The 16,723-nt window shown below is 44.5% G+C and carries 19 protein-coding genes; 9 read left to right on the forward strand and 10 right to left on the reverse strand.

Annotated features, from left to right (window positions below):
* Positions 1-47: 47 nt before the first annotated feature.
* Genes CSV69_RS07300 through CSV69_RS07310 form a run of 3 tightly spaced genes read right to left on the reverse strand, consistent with a single transcriptional unit; the run spans position 48 to position 2,853 of the window.
* Positions 48-737, reverse strand: coding sequence for a Crp/Fnr family transcriptional regulator (locus CSV69_RS07300; RefSeq protein WP_085427899.1), 690 nt, complete (start codon positions 735-737; stop codon positions 48-50).
* Entirely contained in the window at positions 715-2,616 is a 1,902-nt protein-coding gene (locus tag CSV69_RS07305; RefSeq protein ID WP_099693058.1) for a heavy metal translocating P-type ATPase, read from the reverse strand. Before CSV69_RS07305 ends, CSV69_RS07300 begins: the two co-directional genes overlap by 23 nt.
* A gap of 15 nt (positions 2,617-2,631) precedes the next feature.
* The gene (locus tag CSV69_RS07310) at positions 2,632-2,853 is read right to left on the reverse strand and encodes a heavy-metal-associated domain-containing protein (RefSeq protein ID WP_085427901.1); all 222 of its coding nucleotides are present in this window, start codon (positions 2,851-2,853) and stop codon (positions 2,632-2,634) included.
* Positions 2,854-3,019: 166 nt separating this feature from the next.
* Between CSV69_RS07310 and CSV69_RS07315 the strand changes: the two genes are divergently transcribed.
* The 5 genes from CSV69_RS07315 to CSV69_RS07335 all read left to right on the forward strand — a co-directional run bounded on the left by CSV69_RS07315 (position 3,020) and on the right by CSV69_RS07335 (position 7,571).
* Positions 3,020-3,700 (forward strand): phosphoribosylaminoimidazolesuccinocarboxamide synthase, encoded by a 681-nt coding sequence (locus tag CSV69_RS07315; protein WP_085427902.1) that lies wholly within the window; start codon positions 3,020-3,022, stop codon positions 3,698-3,700.
* Positions 3,701-4,305: 605 nt separating this feature from the next.
* Entirely contained in the window at positions 4,306-4,830 is a 525-nt protein-coding gene (gene ectA / locus CSV69_RS07320; protein ID WP_085427903.1) for a diaminobutyrate acetyltransferase, read from the forward strand.
* Positions 4,831-4,896: 66 nt separating this feature from the next.
* A complete protein-coding gene (gene ectB / locus CSV69_RS07325; protein ID WP_099693059.1) occupies positions 4,897-6,177 on the forward strand; it encodes a diaminobutyrate--2-oxoglutarate transaminase in 1,281 nt (426 codons plus the stop codon).
* A gap of 15 nt (positions 6,178-6,192) precedes the next feature.
* Positions 6,193-6,582 carry an ectoine synthase gene (locus tag CSV69_RS07330; protein ID WP_085427904.1) on the forward strand — a complete coding sequence of 130 codons (390 nt, stop codon included), beginning with the start codon at positions 6,193-6,195 and terminating at the stop codon, positions 6,580-6,582.
* Positions 6,583-6,974: 392 nt separating this feature from the next.
* A complete protein-coding gene (locus CSV69_RS07335; RefSeq protein ID WP_085427905.1) occupies positions 6,975-7,571 on the forward strand; it encodes a superoxide dismutase family protein in 597 nt (198 codons plus the stop codon).
* A 464-nt stretch (positions 7,572-8,035) separates the two neighbouring features.
* Here CSV69_RS07335 and CSV69_RS07340 read toward each other — a convergent pair whose 3' ends face one another.
* The 3 genes from CSV69_RS07340 to CSV69_RS07350 form a co-directional block, all read right to left on the reverse strand.
* The gene (locus tag CSV69_RS07340; protein ID WP_085427906.1) at positions 8,036-8,326 is read right to left on the reverse strand and encodes a DUF2653 family protein; all 291 of its coding nucleotides are present in this window, start codon (positions 8,324-8,326) and stop codon (positions 8,036-8,038) included.
* Positions 8,311-8,760, reverse strand: a complete 450-nt coding sequence (locus CSV69_RS07345; protein WP_085427907.1) for a hypothetical protein — start codon at positions 8,758-8,760, stop codon at positions 8,311-8,313. The genes CSV69_RS07340 and CSV69_RS07345 overlap by 16 nt, the downstream gene beginning before the upstream one ends.
* Before the next feature lie 98 nt (positions 8,761-8,858).
* Positions 8,859-9,986, reverse strand: a complete 1,128-nt coding sequence (locus tag CSV69_RS07350; protein ID WP_232319514.1) for a CAP domain-containing protein — start codon at positions 9,984-9,986, stop codon at positions 8,859-8,861.
* A gap of 119 nt (positions 9,987-10,105) precedes the next feature.
* Between CSV69_RS07350 and CSV69_RS17255 the strand changes: the two genes are divergently transcribed.
* The 3 genes from CSV69_RS17255 to CSV69_RS16790 are packed head-to-tail and all read left to right on the forward strand — an operon-like array spanning position 10,106 to position 10,913.
* The gene (locus tag CSV69_RS17255) at positions 10,106-10,231 is read left to right on the forward strand and encodes a hypothetical protein (RefSeq protein ID WP_255396860.1); all 126 of its coding nucleotides are present in this window, start codon (positions 10,106-10,108) and stop codon (positions 10,229-10,231) included.
* Positions 10,232-10,262: 31 nt separating this feature from the next.
* A complete protein-coding gene (locus tag CSV69_RS07355) occupies positions 10,263-10,724 on the forward strand; it encodes a hypothetical protein (protein ID WP_085427908.1) in 462 nt (153 codons plus the stop codon).
* 21 nt (positions 10,725-10,745) lie between these two features.
* On the forward strand, positions 10,746-10,913 hold the full coding sequence (locus CSV69_RS16790) for a hypothetical protein (RefSeq protein WP_157129966.1): 168 nt from the start codon (positions 10,746-10,748) through the stop codon (positions 10,911-10,913).
* A gap of 39 nt (positions 10,914-10,952) precedes the next feature.
* Here the strand turns inward: CSV69_RS16790 and CSV69_RS07360 are convergent, their stop codons facing one another.
* From CSV69_RS07360 to CSV69_RS07375, 4 genes are all read right to left on the reverse strand, one after another.
* The gene (locus CSV69_RS07360; protein ID WP_199170402.1) at positions 10,953-13,106 is read right to left on the reverse strand and encodes an MMPL family transporter; all 2,154 of its coding nucleotides are present in this window, start codon (positions 13,104-13,106) and stop codon (positions 10,953-10,955) included.
* 142 nt (positions 13,107-13,248) lie between these two features.
* Complete coding sequence (locus CSV69_RS07365; protein WP_009766462.1) at positions 13,249-13,449, reverse strand: cold-shock protein; 201 nt, start codon at positions 13,447-13,449, stop codon at positions 13,249-13,251.
* A gap of 193 nt (positions 13,450-13,642) precedes the next feature.
* Positions 13,643-14,641 (reverse strand): inorganic phosphate transporter, encoded by a 999-nt coding sequence (locus CSV69_RS07370; RefSeq protein WP_099693061.1) that lies wholly within the window; start codon positions 14,639-14,641, stop codon positions 13,643-13,645.
* A gap of 13 nt (positions 14,642-14,654) precedes the next feature.
* Positions 14,655-15,275, reverse strand: a complete 621-nt coding sequence (locus CSV69_RS07375) for a DUF47 domain-containing protein (RefSeq protein WP_099693062.1) — start codon at positions 15,273-15,275, stop codon at positions 14,655-14,657.
* Positions 15,276-15,509: 234 nt separating this feature from the next.
* Here CSV69_RS07375 and chrA point away from each other — a divergent pair, with 234 nt between their 5' ends.
* The gene (chrA, locus tag CSV69_RS07380; RefSeq protein WP_099693063.1) at positions 15,510-16,697 is read left to right on the forward strand and encodes a chromate efflux transporter; all 1,188 of its coding nucleotides are present in this window, start codon (positions 15,510-15,512) and stop codon (positions 16,695-16,697) included.
* Positions 16,698-16,723: the final 26 nt, after the last annotated feature.

The raw sequence follows: 16,723 nt of genomic DNA on the forward strand, positions 1-16,723 counted from the left end.
TTCAGAACTAGCCTATCACGTGTACGGTAGAATGAAAAGCGTTTCTTTTACAAAAGCAATAAAGCATCCAAATCTAGAATTTCTACTGCTTTCATACTGGGCTGGCGAATCCAGCCAGACTCTTCGAAAGCGCTTAATTTTCGACTGATTGTTTCAGGTGTCGTCCCTAGGTGAGAGGCTAGGTCTTTGCGACTCATTGGTAGTTCGACTATCAATTGTCTTTGTTCTTCTGATAAGTCAACTAGGTAAAGGGCAATACGCGTTTCTGCTGATTCCATACCGATTCGTGCCGCCCGTTGTTCCGTTCGGGCAAGGCGGGAGGAGAATTCCTCCAACATCTTCAATGAAATCGCGGGGTGCTCTTGTAGAAGTTGCTGCATTTGGTCCCGTTGAATAACACATAGTTCTACGGGTTCAAGTGTTTCTGCATAGGCGTCATGAGGTTTAGCATCAAATAACGATAGCTCGCCTGTGAAATCTCCGGGTTGTAGTATTCGTACGATTTGCTCTTTGCCGTTTTCTGATAGGCGATATATTTTGATCCGTCCTTTGTGCAATATATACAAGCCTTCGGAGCGGTCGCCTTCATTGTAAATAATTTGTCCACGCGGGTAGGGGGTGCTTCGCGCAAGTTCTACAATGTGCTTCATCTGATCTTTTTCCAAGTGATTGAACAGTGGAACAAGTGATACACACATTCGATGATCGGTCGTGTCATTGTGGGGCTGCTGACTCATTCACTTTCACCTCGCTTACATTTCGTTTGGACGCTTTGTCACTAGTATAGCGTATTAATCGAATGGCGTTCAATATGACAAGAAGCACACTTGCTTCGTGGATAAGCATGCCGGATGCTAGGAAGACTTTGCCTAGCAGTACACCGATTAGCAATAAAACTACTGTGCCAACTGCGAAAAATGTGTTTTGCTTCATATTGTTCACAGTCGCTTTCGATAATGCATAGGCGTGGGCGAATTGATCTAGTCGATCCGCCATCAAGACGATATCCGCTGTTTCCATGGAAATGTCTGTTCCGCCTTTACCCATTGCCAGCCCGATATCTGCAGTGGCGATTGCCGGCGCATCATTGATTCCGTCACCTGCCATCGCTACTCGATGTCCTTGCGCTTTCAACTTTTGGACAGCGGCTACTTTGTCTTCAGGTAACAGCTCTGCATAGACGCTGTCGAGACCAAGTTGTTCGCCAACGAGTCGGGCAGTGTGTACATTGTCGCCCGTTAGCATAATCATTTGTTTAATACCATTTCTTCGTAGTTTAGCTAGGGCAGCCGCGGCTTCTGGACGGATTTGATCCGCTATGGAAATAATACCTGCGATTTCTCCACCAATACTGATGAACACGGCTGTGTTACCTGCCTTTTCTCGCTTGGATGCATACTCTTCTATAGTTGGAGAGATAGCTATACCTTGTGAGATCATCAGCTTCCGGTTACCAGCTGCCAGTTGCTGGCCATCTACTTCAGCAAGAAGTCCGTTACCTTTAATAACTTGTGCGTCTTGTGCTTGATGTGTTAAATGAATCATGCGTTTTTTTGCTTCACGAACGATCGTTTGACCGAGATGGTGTTCAGACATCAGTTCAGCTTCTGCAGTTAAACGGAGTAACTCTTCTTTGTCGATGCCAAAGCTATGGATGTCAGTAACTTCTGGACGTCCTTTAGTTAAAGTACCTGTTTTATCAAAGACGACAGTGTCGATTTTCGCCAATTGCTCCATCACGTCGCCACCTTTAATGAGCACACCATGACGGGCTCCGTTACCAATTCCAGCTACGATCGAGACGGGAGCTGAAATGACGAGGGCACCAGGACAAGCGATGACAAGGAATGTTAATGTCATTTCGATATTGCGTGTGAATATATAGACGATAATCGATAGGATGACGATGGAAGGTGTATAAATATTGGCGAATCGCTCTAAGAATTTTTGAGTTTTCGACTTCGCTTCTTGTGCTTCTTCGACTAGCTCGATAATACGAGCGAATGCTGTATCGTCACCTACACGTTCTGCAATTATTTCAATATAGCCATTGTCTACTAACGTACCGCTAAATACTTGATCATCTAGTGATTTCGATGCGGGTACCGATTCTCCTGTGATGGCTGCTTCATTTATAGAAGCATTTCCTGAAACAATCGGACCGTCTACCGGAACTTGTTCACCTGAGCGAACGATTACCCGATCACCGATTTCTACGTCATCAACAGCAATCGTCAGTAGTTTTCCATCCCGAAGGACACTCGCTTCTAGCGGGGCCAGATCGACAAGTGCTTTGAGGGAAGACCGCGTTTTCTCCATTGTGCGAATTTCAAGTAACGCTCCGAATAAAAATAAGAAAGTAACTGCTGCGGATTCTACATATTCGCCGATAAATAGGGCACCGATGACTGCGATCGTGACGAGGAGTTCAATACTGAAAGCTTTCATTCGAATAGCTTTCCACGCTTTTATGGCAATCGGAGTACCCGCAATGATAGTGGCAGCGATTAATGTAATCTGACGCGCGTCATGAAAGCCCGCGAAGTGCAAGATGATCGCTACACCAAGCAACATCGCGGATAAGGAAGTGATGCGCACAGTTTGTTTTGCATTCATTTGAATACCTCCTTTTTATGAGACTTTTTGATTGAGAACTGGATAGCCAAGTTTGACAATCAATTCCTGCAATTCATTGGCTTCTACGACAGATTCATCAAACTCGACCCGAACTTTACTGGAGTGGAATAATACTTTTACTTGCTGTACGCCTTTCGCTCTGGATAGGGCACCTTCAATTTTCTTAACACATGATGGGCAGCTAAATGGCTCCATTAAAAATACGACTTTTTTCATTTTCCTCATCCTTTTCGTTTGTATTTATTATCTTAAGTATAAGAAATTTTTGTGTACACTGCCTTGACCTCTGTCAAGATTCGTCAAACAAGACTTTTTCTTCTGACCAAAGTGCTTTATACTGGATAAGTAGTACAACATTTATGAATAGAGGAGAATCGTACGGATGAAATTAACCTATTCTGGTAAAACGAAAGACGTCTACCGCTTGGAAGATGGCCACGTGCTATTGAAATTCAAGGATGATGTAACAGGGGAAGATGGTGTATTCGATCCAGGTGCTAACACTGTAGGCCTGACAATTGATGGTGCCGGAAAGTCCGGACTTCGCATGACACAATACTTTTTTGAGAAATTGGCGGAGCAAAACATACCGACACATTACATCGATGCCGATCTGGACGAAGTAACGATGACGGTGAAGCCTGCTACGGTCTTTGGTAAAGGATTAGAAGTGATTTGTCGATACCGTGCGGTCGGAAGTTTCTTGCGCAGATTCGGTGCGTATGCTGAAGAAGGACAAGTACTCGACGCTTTCGTGGAAGTGACATTGAAAGATGATGAACGTCAAGATCCACCTATTTCAGAAGATGCTTTGGCACAACTTCACATTTTGACGCATGAAGAATACGCAACTCTTAAAGAATTAACTCAGCAAATTTCTGAAGTAGTCCGATCAGAGATGGCAGAAAAAGGTTTAGAGCTATATGATATTAAATTAGAGTTTGGTCGCGATCCTGAGCGAAATATCATGTTGATCGATGAAATTTCAGGAGGCAATATGCGCGTCTATCAAGGCGATACATATATTGCACCAATGGAATTAGAAAAGATATTATTTTCATAAAATTCAAACGGAAACGAAAATGTTTCCGGTTTTTTATATTCTCTCTCAGGCTATACGCTGACTGGCTTAGTCGAGCTTTACTTTTTAATCAAATAAATAAAATGATATATTTACTATTGACAACGTTTTCAGAGTTTCCTATAATAGCAACCAGTGTCACAGGCGACACATAGTTTGCTTCTTCACCAGTGTGGGAACGTTGGTTGGATGAATGCGTATGGTAGTAAATTTTAGATAATGAAAGTGTCTTTCATATCAGCGAATTTTTAATATATCTGCTGTTTCCATGAACAAAAGCTCCCCGCTTTTGTAAAGGCGCTCTTTTTTGCTCTTCATACCGCAAGGCAGAAAGATAGCACCCATAGTAGCCAGCACGAATCTCCATTTTGGCTTTTCTACGTAAGTACCCTTGCTATATCCGCTAGATTCATAACGAGAATCTGCCGAGTGTATGTGCTCGGTCCGTAAAACCTCACATTGATGACTATTCGACGAACGTATTGTAAGTAGATCGTGTTCTCGGGTAACGAAGCGCACATCTTAGAAATTGACAGATGATGAATACTTGAACAACTACATGTAAGAGAACTTGGAGGAGAAACTGTTTGGACAAAAAACACAAAGTTTCGATTGCAGGGCTAGATCCGAACGATCCGTATTCATTTCGTATTCCGACTGTAGACGATGGAAAGTTCATCTGGCAGCTCATTAAAGATACGAACGTACTAGATTTAAACTCTTCCTATAGCTATTTGCTGTGGGCAGACCAATTCAGTGACACGAGTATTATCGTAGAAGATCACGGAAAGCTTGTAGGCTTCATTTCAGGCTTTATTCAACCAAAAGCGCAAGATACATTGTTTATTTGGCAAGTCGCAGTCGATGAATCAGTACGTGGTAAGCGCATAGCTTCGCGTATGCTGCATTCGATTTTGCAAAGTGATGCATGTCGGAATATTCGCTATCTAGAAGCGACCGTCACACCATCTAATGAGGCGTCCACTAAGTTATTTACAGGCTTAGCACGTGATTTGGAGACGGAATGCACGATTACGGATGGCTATACGAAAGATCAATTCCCTGGTGGCGGGCATGAATCAGAAGAACTGTTCCGCATTGGACCATTCTGAGAAACAAGCCGATTGCCGCAACATGACACTGGAAAATACAGAATCTAACGGAGGAATTAATTACACATGGTACTGACAAAAAGTCAGCAGATAATGGAAGTATTCGAAAATCAGGAGTCGCAAGTGAGAAGTTACAGCAGAAGTTTCCCAACAGTATTCAACAAAGCAAAAGGCTATAAGATGTGGGACACCGAAGGTAAAGAATATATCGATTTCTTCGCCGGCGCAGGTGCTTTAAACTACGGCCACAATAACGATAAGATGAAAGAAAAGCTGATTGAATATATTCAAGACGATGGAATTTCACATAGTCTGGATATGGCAACGACGGTCCGAAAAGAATTTCTTGAACGATTTAACGAAGTGATCTTGCAGCCAAGAAACATGGACTATAAAGTGATGTTTCCTGGACCTACCGGGACGAATACAGTCGAAAGTGCACTAAAAATCGCCCGCAAAGTAACGGGACGCCAAAATATTGTGAGCTTTACGAACGGTTTCCACGGTATGACACTCGGTGCGTTGTCCGTAACTGGAAATTCCTACAATCGCGGTGGAGCCGGCGTACCGCTTAACAATACGACTTCTATGCCGTTTGATACATTTTTAGAAGAAGGTCAATCATTGAACTTCCTGAAAAAGTATTTAGCCGATGCAAGCAGTGGCTTGGATCTACCGGCAGCTATGATTGTCGAAACGGTACAAGGCGAAGGCGGCATCAATCCTGCAAGCTTTGACTGGTTGCGTGAAATTGAACGCCTCTGCAGAAGACACGATATTCTACTAATTGTCGACGATGTACAAGCGGGTTGCGGACGAACTGGTACGTTCTTCAGTTTCGAACCAGCTGGCATTAAGCCTGACATCGTGTGCTTGTCAAAATCCATAGGGGGCTACGGTCTACCGTTAGCACTTACGCTAATCAAACCGCAATATGACGTATTCGGCCCAGCCGAGCATAACGGAACATTCCGCGGTAACAATATGGCAATCTTGACAGCGACAGAAGCTCTATCGTATTGGGAAACAGATGAATTCGCTAAATCGGTACAAGAAAAATCCAAGCTCATTACGAAGCGCATGGAAACCATCGTTGAAGATTACCCACAATTAAAAGCTACAACACGTGGTCGCGGCTTCATGCAAGGAATCGTCTGCGGTGAAGGCAAGGAAGACTATGCGGATAAAATCTGTGCCAAAGCATTTGAAAAAGGTTTGATCATTGAAACATCGGGTCCTGAAGGCGAAGTCGTCAAATTCCTCGGTTCATTGATCATGGACGAAAAAGGAATCGACCAAGGATTCGATATTCTAGAAGAAGCGATTGAAGAAATTGTGCAGAACTAAAGGAGAGAATACGCATTGATTGTACGTACATTGGATGAAATTATTGGTAGTGAAAATGAAACAAAGGCAGAAACATGGGCAAGTCGTCGATTCTTGCTGAAGAAAGACAATATGGGCTTCTCGTTCCACGAAACGATTATCTACGCTGGAACGGAAACACATATCCATTATCAAAACCACCTCGAAGCAGTATACTGCGTAGCGGGTGATGGAGAAATTGAAACGATTGCGGACGGCAAAGTGTACCCGATTAAAAACGGTACGATGTATGCGTTGAATGAACACGATGACCATTATTTACGTGGCGGTAAAGAAGATATGCGCTTGATTTGTGTCTTTAACCCACCACTCGTCGGAACGGAAACACATGATGAAGACGGCGTATACCCGTTGATTGAAGATTGATTTGCAGTTTAGGCACTCTGGGGATGATTCCTTGGAGTGTTTTTTTATTTGGCTAGTTGGTTGTGTGAGTTGGGGGATTGGGATTGGGTCTCTTGGGGAGAGGGGTGGGTTGGTAGGTAGGCTGGCAGGCAGGCTGGCTGGCGCTCATAGAATCGTTTGAGCGCTCATAGTTCGTGGTTGTGTGCTCTATTCACTGGGTTAAGTGCTCTATCAAGTCCCGCAAGCGCTCTATCCACATGGTTGGTCGCTCTATCGGGCACGTTATCCGCTCATAGGCACCCGCAATAAAATGTTAGAAAGCTGTAAAAGTGGGTACACTACACACTATGAGTTCATTATCCAAGTGGCAATGAACGGGACGATATAAAACTTACATTAGGAGGAATTTAATTATGTGGAAACTATCAAGTGTAGTGTTGGGCTCCGCATTACTCATGGCAGCTTGCGGTGGCGGGGCAGATGAGGAAAAGGAGCCGGTGAATGGCAGTGGTGATCCTGTCGTGGAAGAAGAGGAAATGGCTGAGCCAGAAGTGATGGCGCCGGTCATGAATGTAGATGGGGAAGAGATCGGTACGGTGACGCTGACGCAAGGACCGTCCGGAGTAGCAATGGATGTGGACGTAACAGGCCTTGAGCCAGGCGAACACGGCATGCACTTCCATGAAACGGGCGTTTGTACAGCGCCAGACTTTAAAGAGTCTGCAGGCGGTCACTTTAACCCGACGGATAAAAAGCATGGTTTGGAAAATCCCGATGGACACCACGCAGGTGATTTGGAGAATTTAGTGGCGGATGAAGACGGAAATGCAAAAGTTACGATAACGACAGATGCAGTTACGCTTGAATCAGGTATGGATAATTCTTTGATTGATGAGGATGGTACTGCGTTAGTTATCCATGAAGGTCCGGATGATAACGTAACGGATCCAGCGGGCGACTCAGGAACACCATTTGCTTGTGCTGAGATTACGTCTGAGAATATGAAGTGATAAGCAAGTAGGATGTCCCGGGGTTTTGGGGCATCTTTTTTATGTTGTATGGACTTGTTTAAGTGCAAGTGCAAGTGCAAGTGCAAGTACTTGGGAAGAGTGAGTTACTTAGTGAGTACGTGGGGATGGAAGCTCCAGTTGGCGGACGCTTTCCCATGGGCTCTCGGTGAGCCAACCAGGTCGCTTTGCTCCCTTTTGGTTGTCTCTCCTTTCGAGCTGATCCTGCGGGAAGAGCCGTAACGAAGAACGGCTTTTGCGAGTAAAAGCGTAGCGTTAGGAGCACATCTTTGCTTTGACAGGTGAAAAACCCAGCGAGCGAAGGGGGTGTGGTTCACCGCCCACCCATAGGACACGCGTCCCCTCCGAAGCACCAATCACCACCCCAAATCCCACCGCCAGCCTCTCCAATTCACCCAATTGAACACAAAAAAAGAACGCCCTCCCGGAAAGGGGCGTTCTGTTGATTATCGCACTACCGCGATAATCCCTTCTTCATCATCCAGCTTCAGCTGAATGCCTGCTGCCATCGGATCCTGATCGAGATACTGCTCGATCCAAAGGCGAAGCGCCTCGACTAGACGAGAGGTATCCAAATGATGCATCTTGCCGTTAAGCTCCGCATCTGCTGAAAACCCAGTGTCGTCATCGTAGGCAAGTTCGACTTCCACGTCGTCTGGCATTGCACGTGACTCTTTTGCAATCAATACACACACCGCATTCACTACGTCTTGTTCGTAGATTATCTGTTGTTCCATTGATTCATATCCTCATTGCGCTTACGCTCTTTCTCTTTGAAGATCGCGAAAATCTTCCGAACCATGTAAATGATGAAGACAATCGCTAACACGTTGATCAGCAAGCCCATGATGGATCCAAGCATACCCATATTTGCAAACAAGCTACCGAATAGTAGACCCGCTAGTCCACCAACGAATAGACCTTTCATCAAGCCGCCACCCATACCGCCTGGCTTCTTAGCTGTTTTGCCTGCCGTTGCTTTATCATTGCTTTGATTGGTATCTTGTTTCTTTTCTGCTTTATTCGGTTGCACACGGTTAGGTGTACTGAAACTCTTCTTACCAGACTTATAGCCACGAGCTTCGGCCGTAATTTCATCTTGGAAGATGATGTTCCCAATCGGCGACAAAATCAACGTCGCGGCTAGGAAAAATGCAGCAAATTTTTTCAATTGAAATTCTCCTTTAATGCTGTAATGAAGGTCTTGGGTTGACCAAAGCCCTTGTCTCTATTTTACTGGATAACTTGCCGTAATGAAAGGAAATCCCCTTACTTGGCGAAGAAGTTTTCCGTATAAAATGGCTGTTCTTTGTCATTGAAATCCACACCGATCCCAAGGAACTGATAGTCACGGATTAATATGTTTTCCCGGTGACCTTTGGAATTCATCAGCCCTTCATGTGCAAAAATACTGCTAGACTGACCATATGCTAGATTTTCACCCGCACTAACGAACTTAAGGCCTTGTTTTTTCATGCGATCGAAAGGGGATTCGCCTTGCAGGTTTTCATGACTGAAGTAATCTTGCACTGCCATATCAGTACTATGCAGACGGGCAGTGTCAGATGCCAGTTGATCCCATGTTAAAATAGAGCGACCGTGGCGCACTCTGGCCGCGTTCGTCAAATCAAATAATTGCATCTCGAAGCCTTGGCGCATAGCATCGTTTTGTGGTGCGTAGAGCGCAGATTTACCTGACTCTAGCGAATTCGCGATCAATTGAACCGCGGTGACGGTATTTTCTTTATGAAGATCATAAAAAACGTACATATAAAGACCGTCGGAATGAAAAACATCCATGCCTTCATCGTCCTGCAACTTATAAATATTGGTACCTTTACGTATTTCCGTAATCGGTTCACCCAGTCCTTCACGTATTGTTTCTTTCGGCACACCGTATTCAATGCCGATAGATGAAGCGATGAGACGGTCGTTCGTGTAGATGGCGTTGACTCGACGTTTAATATCATACGACAACATGACGAAATTCTGGTAGTTATCATGGAATGTCAGCCATTCCGTGCCATATTCATTGACGGATTTCCGTTGCGGATCACCGAGCTTTTCTTTCACTTGTGCTTCTGGTGTGCCAATTTCAATATTGTGGATGGAAATAATGCCCGTTGCAGGTGCATCAAGCACGGGTTGGGCGACTTCATCCGGGGGGCTGCTTCCGACGGCTTTGTCGGAAACGAATGTAATTAAATCGGTGATCGATTGTTTTGTATAGTCAAGCGCAGATCCAACTACTTCCTCGTTCAGTACAGTTTCTACTTTGGCGTCAACTGGGTCGAGAAACGATAAGTCCACGTATTCTGATACGGGACCTTCCCAGAAGGGCTTGAATGCGTAGAGGAGTACTGCGAGAAAGAGTAACTGAAACAGGCGTTTTATCATAAGAAACTCACTCCTCTTTCACATTATACTCTGTTTGTACCTCGGCAATACAGCGGTAACTATTAATTGTTGAAAATTATCCGCCAGAGTAGCAGGAAAAAGGGTATACTAAAAAAAGAATGGAAAGTCTGGAAGGAGTGGATGGCATGTTCGGTGGTTTGAGCAGTATACCTTCCTGGTTTTATATTGTCGCATTTGCGGTCGTCATATTGTTTGTCCTGATTACGGAATGGAGAACAAGATGAGCACTGAATTTCATTAGAAAGAAGGAAAAACATGTTAACATTTGAAGAGAAACAGCAGATTATAGAAGAGTTCCCAGAGTTAGTGAAGAAAGAAGTATCGATGAAGCGCTTGAACTATCATTATGAAGAGTCTTTGTATGATAAAACAGTCGTCGTGCAGCACTTGCATCCGAATGGTAATGCATTTGTCTATGTGGCAGACGTAGAAGGCTATGAAGCGGATGACCGCGGTCTAGTTAACGTACGTGATTACTCTGCGGATGAATTCCGTGCAGTGATCCGCGCAGCGGTTGAAGGATTGGCGACTGAGGTACAAGAAGCAGATCCGATCGCAGAAACATGGCAGAACTCGAATGGCCAGATGTTGACACTTCTTGAGGAAGACGGCTTCTTTAACGTCTATCACGAAGCGAACTTGGAAGAGGGCTTTGGCGATTATGGCGAGGCGGCAAGCTATTTGAAAGAAGAAGGCTTTTCCGTCAAAACGAAATAACGGCAACAGGGGTGATATCGAATGAAGGGTAAGACAGTCGCGATTTGGCTTGTTGTGGTGTTGATTGTAGCGGTAGTGGGCGTCGTATTGATGGTTCAGGCTACGTTTAAAAATAATCCCACACAGAAAAATCATCAGTCGATGGACAATCAGTCGTATACCGAGATCGGTACATTCGGCTGGCAATAAAAATAGCCTGTCAGGAATTCTATTCCCGACAGGCTGTTTTTATTTTGCGCTATATTTCTGGCTGTTGGAACGGTATAATCCTTTGCCAAATGGCAACCACCAGTTCCACTTACCAAACAGTTTCATCAAACTAGGTACTAGCAACAGTCGGATAATTGTCGCATCAATCGCAACAGCGACCGCGATTCCTACTCCAATTTGCTTGACGGGCATTACATCTGTAAACGCGAAGGCGCCTGTAAGCACGATCATGATGAGCGCGGCCGACGTGATGACTTTACTAGTCGTCGCAAGTCCTTCGACCGTAGATTTGTCATTATCGAATGACTGTGCAAACTCTTCTTGCATCCGTGAGATCAAGAACACTTCATAGTCCATACTCAAGCCGAACACGAGACTGAAGACGATAACTGGGATGATGAGCGCTACGGTACCAGGATTTAATCCGAAATGACCGTACTGGAATATATACACGAGTATACCGAACGTTGCCGATAACCCAAGAATATTCATTAGGATTGCTTTCACCGGAATGACTAATGAACGGAACGCGAACATTAGGATGAAGAATGTTGAAACGATGATAATTAATAATACGTATACGATGTGATCCGCTATTTCATCGAAGATTTCCTGATTGAAACGCGGTTCACCGCCTAGCAAGATGTTGAAGCCAGTATCTTTCTCTGACCAATCACGAATCCAGTCTTGTGCTTCATTTGAGCTACCGGCAGCGCCCAACGTAACGGGGATAAATAATCGGTTGCCGCTGTCCGTGAAGTTCTTCAGCACGGGATTGAGTTGATCGTACATTTGCGGAATACGCAGCGTTTGCTCCCATTCCTTTACAGTATCTATCCCACTGAGCGTAAAGACGGTCGAAACTTCTTTAACTACCGGATCATTCGTCAATTGATCTTGCAACGTAATCATATCCGCCAGACCTTCAGTCGTTTTCCAGCTACCATCCCGTTCAGCAATGAGGAACACGGTACTCTCGTCACCTAAACCAAATGTATCTTCCATTTGTTCAAATGCTACCCGTGTATCAAAGTTTTTCGGTAACGAGTCGATCTGCGGAATCGTCAATTCCATGTTCTTCACCGGAATAACCGCAATTGCGAGTAACACAAATGCTACGATCGCAATGGTTACCGGACGTTTGATAACAGCGTTCGCAAACTTTCTCCAACCGTTCGCATCTTCGTTACGTTCTTTCAGCAAACGTCCCTTGTGAATACGTTCACCGAGCATCAACAAGACGGAAGGCAATAAAGTAAGTGATGAAACGACTGCCATTCCAACGACAATCATGCCGCCAAGTGCAATATTCATGAAAATATCCACCTTAATGAGCAGCATCGCACCGAGTCCAATAAACACACAAACCGCAGAGAATATAATGGAACGGCCAGCAGTACGGATCGTCATGATGATCGATTCCTCGACGCTACGTTTCTTAAGTTCTTCTCGATACCGACTAATGAACAACAACGCAAAGTCTATGGACAGAGCGAGACCGAGCATCGGCACGATATTCAGTACGAAAATGGATAGGTCAACCGTGTTGCCAAGCAACGCCAAAATTCCGAGAGTGGAGACGACGGTGCCGATGCCGACAATTAATGGAACGAAAGAGGCAACGATTGTTCCAAATGCAAACAACAACACGACGATCGCAATCGGTAAACCGATCGCTTCCGCTGTCATCAAGTCTCGTTGGCTCGCTTGATTGACATCGTGTTCAAATGCCCCTCCACCAGTGAGTGTTACGCCAGCTTGACCCCCGATTTCGTCGCGTATATCCTCGACGACTTGCGGCATATCGTCAGGTGCCGTATCAAATTGCAACAAGGCATAGGATAAATCTTTTGTATACTGTTCTTTTTCCACAAGAGGAGATACGATATCGGACATGACACCGAGCTTTTCTAGCTGATCAAGTGATGCATCGATTTCTGCATCGGACTTTCCGTCAAATACTAAAAATAATGACTCGGCAGGCAAACCGAAGTCTTCCGAGACGATTTTCATGACGTGTTCATGCTCGCCATCTACACGGAAGCCGTCTCCTGCAAGCAAACTAGGCAATTGAATGGCGAAATAGGTCATAACACCAAATAGCAAAATCCAAAACATGAAAATCCATTTATACGATTGCGTCACAAACTTCCCGAATCTCTGCAAGGCCATTCCTCCTCAAACGATGTGTGAAATCATGTAAATTCATTTCTATGTTTATCATAGCAACGAAGTGCCAGAAGATGTTGCGAAAATATGGAAAGAAACGCACAAAAAAACCACTCCCTAAAAGGAAGTGGTTTGTATAGTTAAATTAGTTTTTAGTTACGTTAGTAGCTTGAAGTCCGCGTTGTCCTTGTTCGATCTCGAAAGACACGTCTTGACCTTCTTCAAGAGTTTTGAATCCGTCACCTTGGATAGCTGAGAAGTGTACGAATACGTCGTCGCCATCTTCACGTTCGATGAAGCCATAACCTTTTTCTGCGTTAAACCATTTTACTTTACCTTGTTCCATGTTTGTTTCCTCCTCGTGCACACTCGTGTACACATTGTATTACTATCCTTGCTCAATTTCTCAAAAACGGTCGAGATAAAATCGTAGACCAGCGTCGAACAAAAATAATTCTTCTTTATCATAACAAGAAAAGGGAGATAAAGCAAGTTGAAGGATTCCCTTACTAGATTCACTGTTTGCCTTTTTACTTTGATTATAGGAAAAGTGTGAATATTTTATAGACGACCCCGGCCATTAAAGCGGAGATCGGCATCGTGATAATCCACGTCAAAACAATCTTTTGTGCGACTCCCCATTTCACACCTTTTAAGCGTTGCGCTGACCCGACTCCCATAATAGAAGAAGAGATGACATGCGTCGTGCTGACAGGCAAATGAAGAAGTGTGGCACCGAAAATAATGACTGCAGAGTTCAAATCAGACGCAATCCCGTGAATCGGACGGATTTTCATAATCTTGCCGCCAACGGTTTTAATAATCTTATACCCGCCGATTGACGTCCCGATTCCCATCGCAGTCGCCGCTGCAATCCGTACCCATAACTGGATATCATCGGTGGTCTGCAATTCTGCCGCGATCAAAGCCATCGTAATAATCCCCATCGCCTTTTGCGCGTCATTCGTACCGTGTGTAAAGGATTGAATCGCAGCCGTTCCGATTTGCATGTAGCGGATACGACGGTTTGCTTTAAATAAATTACGGTTCTTTAATACCGTACGTAAGATGGTCATGACAAGAAATCCGCCGACGAGTGCAATGATAGGGGACAGTAACAGTGCTTGAATGATTTTAATGAATCCGCTGTAATTCAGAATACCAAATCCGGCTGCTGCAATCGCTGAGCCGGCAATAGATCCGATCAGTGCATGCGAAGAGCTAGAAGGAATTCCGAAATACCACGTGACTAAGTTCCAGATAATCGCGGAAACGAGTGCTGCTAAAATAACGAGAGAACCATTTTCTAATAAGAATGGATCGACGATATCTTTCGTGATGGTCTTCGCCACACCTGTGAATGTCAGCGCACCGACAAAGTTCATCGTGGCGGCTAGCATAATCGCAGTCCGAGGTTTCAAAGCGCGTGTCGATACCGAAGTAGCGATCGCGTTGGCTGTATCGTGAAAACCATTAATGAAGTCGAACGCCAATGCAAATACCACGACGAGAATGGTTAGTATGAGAATCGTATCCATTGGTTAGGACCCCTTATGCGTTGCGCATGATGATGGTTTCGATATTGTTTGCCACGTCTTGACAAAAGTCTGCCGTGTCTTCCAACAGTTCATACAGATCTTTCAATTGAATGATACGAATTGGATCTTTTTCACGAATGAACATTTGCTTAATGGAAGTCCGCAACACTTCGTCGCAAATCCGTTCATACTCTTTGATTTGCACAGCATGCGTACGCATTTCCACTAGCTTTTTCTTCGTCAGCAATTCCATTGCCAAAACGATTTCATCGGTACTTTTCATAATGTTGAGAATGAACTTCTGCATGTACTCATCGATTTCAATGAGAGAAAACATCTCGAGATTAGCAAGGAAATGCTCCATGCCATCGAGGATATCATCCATTGCAATCGCGATGTTCAAAATATCTTCCCGTTCGATCGGTGTCATGAACGATGTATTTAATTTCGTGATTAATTCATGAATCAATGTGTCACCAGCTGTTTCGTATTCCTTCATGCGAATGCTGACATCCTTTAAGTCCGAGACAGAATCGACTTTAAACTCGTTCGCATAGTGCATGGATTCTTGCACATGCTTGGCGATGTCCAATAACGCTGTAAAAAAAGGATCGGGTTTACGTGGACCTAGCATCTAAATTCCTCCATCTATTGTTGACATCGATAGTTATTACATCATACAAAAATCGTGTGTAAAAAGATAGCGAACGGTGTAGAATTTGAGCGGAATTTATTTGGATTTTCAATTAATCCTTAGTTTGTCCAATGATTGTTAAGTTATCGTTAAATTCTACTAAATCTATTGAAAATAAATTGGGACATGAGATGATCGGCAATAAAGCATTATAAAAGCCGAAAGGAGATCAAAATGAAGAGTAATGTGGCTTCTTCGATAAAAAGGCTAGCGGAATTATTTATCGTCTCTCTTAAACTAGGATTGACCTCATTTGGTGGACCAACCGCGCATTTAGGTTACTTCCATGAAGAGTATGTGCGAAAACGTAAATGGATGGATGAAAAAGGGTATGCGGATTTAGTAGCATTAGCGCAATTCCTTCCAGGTCCAGCAAGCAGTCAGGTAGGGATTGGAATCGGTGTGGCACGTGCAGGGGTAGTCGGCGGCTTTATTTCCTTTCTAGGTTTCACAATGCCCTCTGTCGTGGCGTTGATCTTATTTGCTACGCTTCTAGCGGGTTCAGATATTAGTGATGCAGGCTGGCTCCATGGATTGAAGATCGTGGCGGTGGCGATTGTCGCGCACGCGGTCCTCGGCATGGCAAAGAATTTAACGCCAGATAGTAAGCGAAAAGCGATCGCATTATTAGCACTCGTTGTCACGCTCTTATGGCAAGCGGCTTTTACGCAAGTTGGAGTGATTATAGTAGCGGGTTTAGTAGGGTTATGGTTGTTCAAAGCTCAGGATTCGTCAGATGCTAGTTCCTCGAAATTCCTCGTGTCAAAGAAAATGGGAGTTATTTGTTTAACATTGTTCTTTACTTTGCTTGGCATGTTGCCGTTGCTTCGGGAACTGACAGGATCTTATTGGATCGCGTTATTCGATAGCTTTTATCGGTCGGGTGCGCTCGTATTTGGTGGGGGACATGTTGTCTTGCCTTTATTGGAACAGGAGCTGGTACCGGCTGGATGGATTGGAAATGAATCATTTTTAGCAGGTTATGGTGCGACGCAAGCGGTTCCAGGACCGTTGTTTACGTTTGCAGCCTATCTTGGAGCCGTGATGAACGGTTGGCAAGGTGGATTATTCGCAACCGTCGCGATTTTCTTGCCTGCCTTTTTATTGATCGTCGGAGCGCTGCCTTTTTGGGACGTTTTGCGCAATCATCCGAAAATCAAAGGTGCGGTCATGGGTGTCAATGCTGCAGTCATTGGAATACTTCTTTCGGCGTTATATAATCCAATCTGGACGAGCTCGATTTTGCGGGCCGAAGACTTTGCATTGGCGGCCGTTTTATTCAGTATGCTGACTTTTTGGAAGATGCCTCCATGGATTGTCGTGCTAGCCGGTGCGGTAGGCGGAGCTTTATTGTCTATATAGTATAAAAGTAACCAAATGCAACTACT

Origin of the sequence: Sporosarcina sp. P26b (genome assembly GCF_002743245.1) — a bacterium.
GTDB classification, from domain to species: Bacteria; Bacillota; Bacilli; order Bacillales_A; family Planococcaceae; genus Sporosarcina; species Sporosarcina ureae_C.